This is a genomic window from Streptomyces triticirhizae (assembly GCF_003696235.1).
Lineage (GTDB): Bacteria > Actinomycetota > Actinomycetes > Streptomycetales > Streptomycetaceae > Streptomyces > Streptomyces triticirhizae.
Map to the genome: position 1 here is coordinate 1 of NZ_RFFJ01000212.1, position 9,515 is coordinate 9,515.

Annotated in this window: 12 protein-coding genes; 5 read left to right on the forward strand and 7 right to left on the reverse strand. The window is 71.0% G+C overall.

Annotation, left to right across the window (positions count from 1 at the left end):
- Positions 1–75: 75 nt before the first annotated feature.
- Entirely contained in the window at positions 76–1,638 is a 1,563-nt protein-coding gene (locus tag EBN88_RS25535) for an outer membrane protein assembly factor BamB family protein (protein WP_158621529.1), read from the reverse strand.
- Between the two features lie 54 nt (positions 1,639–1,692).
- On the opposite strand from EBN88_RS25535, the gene EBN88_RS25540 reads away from it, so the two are divergent.
- A complete protein-coding gene (locus EBN88_RS25540; RefSeq protein ID WP_122399416.1) occupies positions 1,693–1,953 on the forward strand; it encodes a hypothetical protein in 261 nt (86 codons plus the stop codon).
- 92 nt (positions 1,954–2,045) lie between these two features.
- Here EBN88_RS25540 and EBN88_RS31340 read toward each other — a convergent pair whose 3' ends face one another.
- The 5 genes from EBN88_RS31340 to EBN88_RS25565 form a co-directional block, all read right to left on the reverse strand.
- Entirely contained in the window at positions 2,046–3,125 is a 1,080-nt protein-coding gene (locus tag EBN88_RS31340; protein WP_199742483.1) for a DUF3558 family protein, read from the reverse strand.
- A gap of 211 nt (positions 3,126–3,336) precedes the next feature.
- On the reverse strand, positions 3,337–3,729 hold the full coding sequence (locus EBN88_RS25550) for a hypothetical protein (RefSeq protein ID WP_122399417.1): 393 nt from the start codon (positions 3,727–3,729) through the stop codon (positions 3,337–3,339).
- Between the two features lie 2 nt (positions 3,730–3,731).
- Positions 3,732–4,193, reverse strand: coding sequence for a hypothetical protein (locus tag EBN88_RS25555; RefSeq protein WP_122399418.1), 462 nt, complete (start codon positions 4,191–4,193; stop codon positions 3,732–3,734).
- A 47-nt stretch (positions 4,194–4,240) separates the two neighbouring features.
- Positions 4,241–4,597 (reverse strand): DUF7848 domain-containing protein, encoded by a 357-nt coding sequence (locus tag EBN88_RS25560; protein WP_147472841.1) that lies wholly within the window; start codon positions 4,595–4,597, stop codon positions 4,241–4,243.
- A gap of 40 nt (positions 4,598–4,637) precedes the next feature.
- On the reverse strand, positions 4,638–5,081 hold the full coding sequence (locus EBN88_RS25565; RefSeq protein ID WP_122399420.1) for an ATP-binding protein: 444 nt from the start codon (positions 5,079–5,081) through the stop codon (positions 4,638–4,640).
- Positions 5,082–5,295: 214 nt separating this feature from the next.
- Here EBN88_RS25565 and EBN88_RS25570 point away from each other — a divergent pair, with 214 nt between their 5' ends.
- From EBN88_RS25570 to EBN88_RS25580, 3 genes are all read left to right on the forward strand, one after another.
- A complete protein-coding gene (locus EBN88_RS25570; RefSeq protein ID WP_122399421.1) occupies positions 5,296–6,162 on the forward strand; it encodes a helix-turn-helix domain-containing protein in 867 nt (288 codons plus the stop codon).
- A 19-nt stretch (positions 6,163–6,181) separates the two neighbouring features.
- On the forward strand, positions 6,182–6,382 hold the full coding sequence (locus tag EBN88_RS25575) for a DUF397 domain-containing protein (protein ID WP_122399422.1): 201 nt from the start codon (positions 6,182–6,184) through the stop codon (positions 6,380–6,382).
- Positions 6,383–6,461: 79 nt separating this feature from the next.
- Positions 6,462–6,650 (forward strand): DUF397 domain-containing protein, encoded by a 189-nt coding sequence (locus tag EBN88_RS25580; protein WP_199742484.1) that lies wholly within the window; start codon positions 6,462–6,464, stop codon positions 6,648–6,650.
- 88 nt (positions 6,651–6,738) lie between these two features.
- Here EBN88_RS25580 and EBN88_RS25585 read toward each other — a convergent pair whose 3' ends face one another.
- Complete coding sequence (locus EBN88_RS25585; protein WP_122399424.1) at positions 6,739–7,683, reverse strand: aminoglycoside phosphotransferase family protein; 945 nt, start codon at positions 7,681–7,683, stop codon at positions 6,739–6,741.
- 217 nt (positions 7,684–7,900) lie between these two features.
- Here EBN88_RS25585 and EBN88_RS25590 point away from each other — a divergent pair, with 217 nt between their 5' ends.
- A complete protein-coding gene (locus EBN88_RS25590) occupies positions 7,901–9,217 on the forward strand; it encodes a hypothetical protein (RefSeq protein ID WP_147472842.1) in 1,317 nt (438 codons plus the stop codon).
- Positions 9,218–9,515: the final 298 nt, after the last annotated feature.

Below are 9,515 nucleotides of genomic sequence, written 5' to 3' on the forward strand. Positions count from 1 at the left end.
ACTGACCCCCCGGGCCGGCGAACGCGATCGCCGCCGGCGTGGCACCCGGCCGCTGGTCGGCGGCCGGCCAGCCCGTCAGGGCGCCTCCGCGTCGGCGCCCCCGCCCTCGGCGGCACCGGCGTCCTCGCCCCCGCCCTCGGTGGCGGCGCCCGCCGTCCCGTCCTCGGCCTCGCCGTTGCCCCCGTTCTCCTCCGTCAGCGGAACGGCCTCGCCCTCCGGGCCATAGACGGCGATGTCCTGGTCCAGCGAGAAGTCCGAGACGCTGTAGACGAGTTGGCCGTTCAGCCAGGCGGTGTAGAACGTCGGCTGCAACCACGCCTCGTCCGTGCGGAACAGCGGCTCGACGGTCTGCCCGTCCGCCGAGATCCTGGCGACCTGCCCGGACGACCCGAGATGGCTGGCCTGGTGGATGATGACGCCCTCCTCATCGGCCGCCAGCACCGTCTGCTTGTAGAACTGCTCCGTTTCGTAGGTCCACTTGACCGCCCCCGTGGTGACGTCCATCGCGGTGACCGGGTTGGGGCCGGACAGCCCCGAGGGCGAGGCATAGAACGTGTCGCCGCCGACCGCCGTGCCGCCGCACTCGTCCACCCCGTTGTAGGGGACGAGGCTGTCCCGGCACCACTCCTCCAGGAGCAGATGGACGTCGTTCTCGGCCACGCCGGTGGTCTCGATCGGCACCTGCCCGGTGATCTGACCGGCCTCGTCGACGAACATGAGGTCGGTCACCCGCCCGAACTCCTCCGAGCGCAGCGAGACCACCAGCGGCGTCGCGCTGTGGATCTTGCTCACCCAGCGGCCCTCCGGCACGTCCAGGCTCCACAGCGTGTCGCCGGTGTCCGGGTCGATCTGCTCCAGCTTGAAGAACGGCGCGCTGGTCGTGCCGTTCGCCGCGTCCGTCACCGTGGCGCAGGTGCGCCGGCGGATCAGCCGCTCGCCGCCGGCCACCCCGTCCACAGCGCAGATCTCCTGGCCGTTGGTCGGCGCGTTCTCCTGCGCGAAGTCGGTCCGGTTGACGGCCTGGTGCAGCGAGCTGTAGACGGCGGCGGCGGCCGAGATGAGTTCGCCGTCCGCGATGCGGTGGAGGTTCCAGCCGCCATGGGTGTGGATGGCGTACGAGGAGCCGGAGATCGCGATCTGGAAGCCGTCCGGGGCCTCCTCGGGCTCCAACGGCCGGCTCCATCCGGTCTCGCCCGTCGTCAGATCGACCTGCGTGATGTTCTGACCGCAGTTGTACTCCCCATGACCGACGACGATCAGCCCGTCCTCGGTGGTGCCGGACGGCGCGCACATCGAGTCGCCCTCAAGCGCCAGGGTCCACAGGGAGGAGCCGTCGGCCAGGGAGTACGCGGTGAAGACGTTGTCGACCGCCTTGACCAGGGTGTCCTCGCCGACCGTCCAGAACCCCTCGATCCTGGCCCCCTCGGCGACCTCCTCGTTCAGCGACCAGACCACCCCGCCGGGCGTGTCGGGCGTCGCGCCCATCGGCGGCCGCGTGTTGCTGTCGTCCGAGCCGGGCCCGAACAGGAACCACCCGCCGCCGCCCAGCGCCAGCACCAACACCACGACGAGGATCGGGACCCACGGGGAACGCTTCCGCTGCCGGTGCCCCGGCGGGGGCGGCGGACCGGGCGGCATCCCGCCGGGCATTCCGCCCGACGGCGGCCCGCCCCACGGCTGCTGCTGTCCGGGATGCCGCGCGGGTTGCCCCGGCTGCTGCCCCGGCTGCTGCCCCGGGTAGCCGTACGGCCCCGGCGGCGGCACCTGCCCCTGCGGAGGCTGCCCCTGCCCCGGCGGCACCTGTGGCTGACCGTATGGCCCGAACTGCCCCGGCTGGCCGCCCGGTTGACCCGGTTGACCGGGTTGACCCGGTGGCCCGGGCGGGCCGCCGTATCCCTGGCCTCCCGGCTGCTGATATCCCCCGGGCACGTCGCCGCCCGGCATTCCACCTGACATGAATGACTCTCCCTCAACGACCATGAACCGCCGGACCGTCGGTCCGTTGGATGGCCGGATCGCTGGACCGGATCGCCGGACCGGGGCCCTCAACCCACGGTCGCGGCGATGTGCCGCACCAGTTCCACGGCCTCGGGCGCCGGCTCCGACATCGCGCCGGCCTCCGGCGCGTAGACCGCGCTGACCACCACGACCTTCGTGCCGCCCACGTTCACCGTCGCGTCCAGTGGACCCTGCGCGCCCGCATCGGCGGGCATCACCCGCACCCGCGCGCCGTCCCCGAGGTCCGGCACATTGACCTCGGCGGCCGGCACCCCCATCGAGGCGACCCGCGCGGGATCGGTGACCGCGAGCACCGTCAACTCCGCGTCCACGCCCCCGAACTCGCAGTTCAGCGCGCCGTCCTCGCCGACCACCGAGCCGGCGGTGGTCAGCTCCCCGCCCAGCGCCTCGGCGGCCAGCGCGAGATCGATCTCCGCGCAGGGCCCCTCGGGCACGCCGTCCGCGATGGTCACCTGGTCGGGCAGCCGCTCGATCGCCGATGAAGCGATCGCGGTCATGGCGTCCACCATCGAGTCCTCGTCGAGGGCCGGCATCCCACCAGGGTTGTCGTGGTAGGTGTAACGGAGGTGCAGCCCGGTGTCCCCCTCCATGATCCGCAGCTCGCGGAAGTGCACCGAGCCGTCGCCGGTCTCGTAGCCGACATAGAGGTTGCGCTCGCCCAACTCATCGACGGCGTAGAGCCCCTCGCGCTCGGCGAACGGCATGAAGAACGCCTCGTCATCGGTCCCAGCGACCACGTTGAGGGTCATTCCGGCGATGCCCGGCACATCCTCGTTGAGGTACGAGCAGCCGGCCAACCGTCCGCCGTCCACCTCGGGGGCGACGCGTCGTGACGTCACATGCAGCGCCTCGGCGCCGATCGCGGTGGCCACCTCCTGCTCGGTCAGCAGCTCGCAGGCGTCGAGCCCGGCCGCCTCGGCGTCCTCCTCCGGCTCCGGTTCGGTCTCCTCCGCCGGCGAGGCGTCGCCGCCCGCCGACGACGCGCCGCCGTCTCCGTTCCCGCTGCCTCCGTTGTTCCCGCTGTCGCTGCCGCCACAGCCCGCGACCAGCAGCGTCGCCGCCAGTCCGCAGGCCGCGACGGTCCGGCGCCGCCACCCCGTTGCCATGTTCATCCTTCTCGTTCCCGAAACTTCGACGGGCCGACAGCGGTGTTGACGCTGCCGGCCCGTCTCCCCCGATAGGTACCCACGGACGCAGTGCGTCCGGCGTGCCTTTCACTTCCCATCATGGGGATGCCGCTTTCATCGCACTTTCCTCGCGCCTGCACGCTGCGCGACTACTCGCTGGGCGCCCGCACGCTGGGCGACCGCCGCCCCCTCAACCCCGGGGCAGGGCGCCGAGCAGTCGCCGAAGGCGGCTGCCGAACGCGGTGCGCGCCGGGTGGAGCGCCGTGGCCAGCCAACGGACCGGCGGCGCCGGCCGGTTACGCGTCGGGTCGCCGTACGGGACAACGGGTCGACCGTTCGCGTCGATCGGCGCTGACAGCATCGCCTCGGCGTAGTCCCAGGTCATGGCGTGGAGCTGGGTGAGGCAGGGCCGGCAGGCGTAGAGCGGGGCGTGCGCGCCGGCCGTGCTGACGGCGCCGATCCAGGTGACGGGGGTGACCTGGTGGTCGCAGAAGAACCAGCACGGTCCGATGACCCACCCCTGGTCGCCCTCCCGCCCCGGCGCGGGCGGGAGGAACTCCCAGGCGGCGCCGCCCTCGACCATGCTCAGGCGAAGGCGGCTTCGGGCCGGTCGCCGTTGATGAGGAGCGGGAGCTTGCGGCGCTGTCCGGCGGCGATGATGGCGTACTGGTAGAGGCCGGGCGGCTCGTGCAGTTCGCGCATGGGGACCCAACTGGCGCCGGTCTTGGGGTCGTTGGACGGCAGTTCGGGGAGGTGGCCGCCGTCGAGCACGAGGTCGAGCCCAATGAGGGTGCCGTGGTCATCGGTGCGGGGTGAGGAGGCGTAGATCTCGGCGAGGGTGCGGTCGTAGCCGGTGGTGGCGATGAGGTGTTCGCGGGCGGCGAGGATGACGCACCGCCCGTTGGGCACCTGCCCGTGCGGCAGGACCCAGCCCTCACCGCCGTCGTCCTGCCGGGCTCCGCGCACCATCAGCACGTGGTTGCTGTGGGTGGTGGCGAGGATGTGGAAGGTGAGGGGGATCGGGGAGTCAACGATGGTGGTGTGCATGGGGTTTCCGGGTTCGCTTTCTTCTCGGGTGACTGTTGTGGTCGGGGTCAGTTGAGGGTGGCCGGCAGGAGTCCGGCCAGGGCGGTGAGCAGGCACATGAGTCCGACGAACGTCGGTCCTGCGGCGCGTTGGAGGAAGGAGTCCGGTGCCGGCGGGGTGGGCCCGGGGCGGGGGTGGACGCGCCAGTGCTTCTCGGTGGTGGCGATGAACTGGCGGTGTTCCGGTTCCTGTTGCACGTGTTGAATGGCCCAGACGGCGACCGGGAGTTGGTCGTCGTCGAAGAGCGGGGAACGGGCCTCGCAGGTCATGCAGGCCACGCCGTAGATCCCCTCGGGCACCCCCGGCCCGCGCTCCTCGCACAACACCCAGTCGGCACTTTTTACGATCGAGGCTTCCTCGGTCACGCCTCCGGTCCTTCCTCTCTCCTGTGGGTGGGGCGAGCGTTCACCGCCGGGCCTCCTCGCCGTCTCCGCAGGCGAGCGGGAAGCGGAACCACACGGACTTGCCCTCGGCGAGGCGGGTGCAGCCCCAGGCCGGCGCCATCTCGCACAGCAGCCAGAGACCGCGCCCGCTCTCCGAACTCCAGTCGGGAACGGTCAACTTGGGGACTCGCAACGAGCGGTCGCAGACCGAGATTCGGACGTCCTTGTCACTCTCACAGGTGACAACCAGTCGACAACGCGGGTCGTGCGCCACATGCTTGATCACATTGCTGATCAGCTCCGTGACGCCGAGGCGCGTGAGCGCGACGGCATCCCGGTCACCGCCCAGCCGGCCAACGGTCCCTGCCGCAATCGCACGCCAGTGTTCGAGTTCCGATGTGCAAGCGACCAGATCCCAGGCGTAGGTTGCGTCGTCCTCAGCGATCCTGGCGATGGTGACGGGCATGGGGCACCTCCCCGAAGCGAAGCTTGTCGACCCGTCAAGGAAGCGCCTGAGCAGGCCGGTTGACCGCGAACACGGTCCGTGTCGCGGTGTTCACGCACTCAGCATGGACCGGTCGGCTTCTGTGGTGCAAGTCGGATGTTGAAATTCATTTGTTCGATCGCGCGATTCCGCACGGCACGCTACGCTGTCGGCCAGCTACCGAAAGGACCGTCAGATGCCGGACAACCCGAACCCGACCGTCCGCCGCCGTGTGCTGGGCACCAACCTGCGCCGACTGCGCGAGCGCCACGGACTGCTTCTGGAGCACGCCGCCGAGCAGTTGAGCTGCAACATCTCGAAGGTCTCGCGCATCGAGTCGGGCCGAAGCCCGATCCGGCCGCTGGACCTCAAGGCGCTGCTCGACCTGTACCAGGTCAAGGACCCTGCGGTGCGCGAGGGTTGGCTGTTCCTGGCCCGCGAGAGTCGCAAGCAGCGCTGGTGGCGCGTCCTGGAGGACCAGCTGCCGCAGGACTTCCTCGACCTCATCGGCCTGGAGGAGGACACCTCCTATGTCCGGGGCTTCCAGCCGAGCGTGATCGAAAGCCTCTTCCAGACCGAGGAGTACGCTCGGGCCATCATCGGTGGCGGCTCGCCCAAGCCGCCCGGGTCGGAGGAGCAGACCAAGCTCAACGTCCGGTTGGAACGGCAGAAGGCGCTGGACCGCGAGGAGAACCCGATCGAGGTCTGGATCGTCCTCGGCGAGGCCGCCCTGCGCCAGCAGGTCGGCGGACCGGCGGTCATGCGAAACCAGTTGCGCCATCTGATCGAGCTGGCGAAGCTTCCAAACGTGACGATGCAGGTACTACCCTTCTCCGTAGGGGCGTACCGAGGTGGGCCCTCCCCCTTCAAGATCTACCGGTTCCCCGAGCCGTCCGACATGGAAGTCGTGCTGCTGGAGAACCACATCAGTCACACATACCTCGAAGACCCCGCCGACATCGGGCTCTACGCGGACATCTTCAACCACCTGCGGGCCACGGCCCTGGGCGAGTTGAAGAGCCAGACCCTGATCGAGAGCATCATCAGGGAAACGGACTCATAGGTAAGAAGGAACACGGGAAATGCAGGCAGACCAGTCCGGGTGGTACAAGAGCAGCTTCAGTATGCAGAACGGCGATTGCGTTGAGGCCCGCCGCCGCACCGAGGGCGGCCTGCACGTTCGTGACTCCAAGCGCACCGAGGCGACGGCCATCGCCTTCGAGGCGGCGCCCTGGGCGGCGTTCGCCCAGGCGCTGAAGGCCGACACTCTCGACGCGCGCTGACGGACCTCACACACCACACGGGGCGGCGGAGATTCTTTTCTCCGCCGCCCCGACCTTTTTCGCGAGGAGAGGCAGGACGATGGCAATGGAACGACCGAACCAGCCCTGGCGGAAGAGCAGTTACAGCGCACAGAACGGCGACTGCCTGGAGGTGGCGGCGACGCCTTCGGGGCGGGCGGTTCGGGATTCGAAGGTGCCGGCGGGTCCGGTGCTGACCTTTCCGGCGTCCCAGTGGCGGATGCTGCTGGCGCACCTGACCACGGACTGAACCCTTACCCGACGACCCCCCACCGCGCCCCGCCGGGACGGCAACACCCCGGCGGGGCCGTCCGCATCCCGCGCGCGGCGTCGCCGCGTTAGCGGCCGGCGCGGGCGGGCCGGCTCAGCAACTCGGCCAGCGCCTCGCCGAACCCCACCAGCCGTTCCAACTCCTCGCCGCCCCGCGCGATCCGCACCCCGTGGCGCCGCGCCCAGAACACGCCCTGCACGGCGTGGAACTGGGCCCAGCGCCGCACCCGTTCCCGTTCCAACTCCGCCGCCTCGGCGAACGCGTCCACGACCCGGTGGACCGCCCGGCCGAGGTCGTTGGCCCCCAGCAGGGCCAGGGCGCGGGACTTCAGCAGCGTTCCCCCGTCGTAGGCGGGGTCGCCGACCAGACCCTTCGGGTCGACGGCCAGCCACGGCTCGCGTTCGGCGCGGAGGATGTTCCCGCCGTGCAGGTCGCCGTGCACCATGACCTCGGGCTGGTCATAGCCAAGCTCGGTGGCGGTCGCGACGGCGGCGGCCACCGTTCCGGGTGCCAACCCGTGTGGCAACTCGGCTCCGTCCGCGCGAAGTTGGTGAACCCACTCCTCGACCCGTTCCCGCAGCCTCGGCAGGCCGGGCGGCGCGGGGACGGCCAGCCGGCGGCTGATCCGACCCGCCACCGTCAGCACCTCGTCGCCGTCCTCGACCTCCGCCAGGCTGCTCGCGTGCGCCCGTTCCAGCAGCATCGCGAAGCGCGCGTCATCCCGTTCGTACAGCAGCACCGCGCCGCGCCCGCGCCACGCCATGAACGCGTCCGGTTCATGCACATTGCCGGGGTGCGGGAACGACACCTTCAGCACGGCCGGGCTCGCAGCCCGCCGCCGCACCGGGACGATCACCCCGACGCCGCCGTGCATGACCTCGCCGTCCGGCAGACAGTCCCAGCGTTCCAGCAACTCGGCCACGATCCCGGGCAGTTCCGCGTTCCAGGCCGCGCCGGGCGCGCCCTCCCGTTCGACCGTTTCCCGCGCCAACGCCTCCGGTACCTCGAACATCCCGGCAGCCTACGCGCCGGCCCGGCCCGGACCCCGACCTGCCCCCGTGCCGCCCGTCGCCGTTCCGCCGACTCCGCCGTACCGTGGAGGAGGCGGAATGCGAAAGGTGAACCCGGGGGGGCGAACTTCTGTGCTGCGCACACGACTTCGGAACGTTCTGGTGGCGGGCCTGGCCGTCGGCTTGCTCGCGGCTTGCGGCGGCGGGACGGACGACCAGGTGGACGGGAGCCTGACGGAGGCTTCCGACGAGGAGAAGGACGGCGGTTCGGCGGCCTCGGGTGGGCCGTCCGACGACGAGGGCGATGCCGAACTCGGCCCGCCCGAAACACAGTTACCGGTGCCCGCCGTCTACGACACCTCGCGGGGATGGCAGACGGAGAGCGGCGAGGCCCTGGCCCTGCCCCACGCGCGGGCGGTGGCCGAACCAGTCTGGGGCGCCAACACCGCAGAGGCGCGACTGCGAGTCCGCGACCTTGCCACCGGTGAGACGCGGTGGACCAGCGAGCCGGTGACGGCGGTCAGCCCGGATTCGGCCCTCGCGTTCCTCGCGCTGTCCTACGAGGGGCGGGACTACGCCGTCGCCTGGTCGGCCGGCGTCACCGAGGGAGACGCCATCGAACGCGGCGACGAGGTGACCGTGCTCCACATCTTCCCGGTGGACGAGTCGACGGACGCGCCCGAGCCGACCTATGTCGAGGTGGAGGGCGAGGGGCGGGTCGAGGAACGGGGTGGACTGGCGGTCACCTTCGGCGGCGACCTGGACTTCCTTCCCGGAGCTGAGTCCGTGGTGGCGGTGGACCCGGCAACGGGGGACCGACTCTCGCTGCTTCCGGAGGTGTTGGAGCCGCCCGCCTCCTGCGCGGACTGCGGCCCGGTCAGCGACGCGTCGGAAGCCGTCATCCTCGGGACGACCCCGAGCGGTCCGCTGCTCGGAGAGCCCGGGCTGTACGACGACTTCGACGCGGTCTGGGTCTCCGGCGGCTGGTCGCTGGCCGACATCGCGCCCGACGACGCCGACCCGACGGACAGCACGGGCAGCCTGGTCGCGGACGGCGCGATCGTCGCGGTCTGGCCGTCGTTGGAGGACGAGAACCAACGGGTGTGGGCCGCCGTGGACAGCGCGACCGGCGAGATCCGGGCGAGGCTCCAGTGCCCGGTCGGCCACACGGCGGTCGGGGCGTCCGAGGGACTGTCGTCGAACGGGCGCTACCTGTTCCACGAGCGGGTGGTGTTCGACCTTCAGGAGGGCACCGGCGACTGCTTCCCGGAGACCGAGGACACCAACCCGGTCCGCTTCACGGCGATCACGGACACGGGCCGCGCGTTCGGCACGGCCGAACTCCCGGACGACCCCTTCGGCGACGTCCCCCTCCAACTGGACCTCGCCACCGGCGAGGTCACGGAGTTCCTCGACGAGGAGCCGCCCCCGATCTTCCCCACCACCGACATCGACGGCTACGGCATCTTCACCGACGACCCGGACTACGTGACGGTCACCGTGATCTACCCACCGTCCGAGGGGGGAGACGCGTGATGCGTGATGCGTGAACGAGGAACGATGGGGGAGCGTGGGCCTGGCAGGGCGACGAGGAGAGGACATGCCCCGGGTGGTGGGGATGGATGGGGTGCGGGGCGCTTCGCCCCATAGGTCACGCTCTCAGGAAGTAAGCAAAATCCGCCCCGAGCGCCGATAAAACCCCAGCTCACGACCTCTGCTCCCCGCACGCGCGGGGAGGTCCCCGGGCGGGCGTGCATCGGTCAACTCGGGTGCCCCGGCCTCCCTTGCGGGCGCCAGAACCCCCCGCCCCGGCGCCGCCCAGGCGCCGGGGCCT

Excerpts from the sequence above, each read along its gene's own strand:
- EBN88_RS25535 (WP_158621529.1), bottom strand. The coding sequence starts at position 1,638 with ATGCCGCCCGGTCCGCCGCCCCCGCCGGGGCACCGGCAGCGGAAGCGT.
- EBN88_RS25540 (WP_122399416.1), top strand. The coding sequence starts at position 1,693 with ATGCCGCGCGGGTTGCCCCGGCTGCTGCCCCGGCTGCTGCCCCGGGTA.
- EBN88_RS31340 (WP_199742483.1), bottom strand. The coding sequence starts at position 3,125 with ATGGCAACGGGGTGGCGGCGCCGGACCGTCGCGGCCTGCGGACTGGCG.
- EBN88_RS25550 (WP_122399417.1), bottom strand. The coding sequence starts at position 3,729 with ATGGTCGAGGGCGGCGCCGCCTGGGAGTTCCTCCCGCCCGCGCCGGGG.
- EBN88_RS25555 (WP_122399418.1), bottom strand. The coding sequence starts at position 4,193 with ATGCACACCACCATCGTTGACTCCCCGATCCCCCTCACCTTCCACATC.
- EBN88_RS25565 (WP_122399420.1), bottom strand. The coding sequence starts at position 5,081 with ATGCCCGTCACCATCGCCAGGATCGCTGAGGACGACGCAACCTACGCC.
- EBN88_RS25570 (WP_122399421.1), top strand. The coding sequence starts at position 5,296 with ATGCCGGACAACCCGAACCCGACCGTCCGCCGCCGTGTGCTGGGCACC.
- EBN88_RS25575 (WP_122399422.1), top strand. The coding sequence starts at position 6,182 with ATGCAGGCAGACCAGTCCGGGTGGTACAAGAGCAGCTTCAGTATGCAG.
- EBN88_RS25580 (WP_199742484.1), top strand. The coding sequence starts at position 6,462 with ATGGCAATGGAACGACCGAACCAGCCCTGGCGGAAGAGCAGTTACAGC.
- EBN88_RS25585 (WP_122399424.1), bottom strand. The coding sequence starts at position 7,683 with ATGTTCGAGGTACCGGAGGCGTTGGCGCGGGAAACGGTCGAACGGGAG.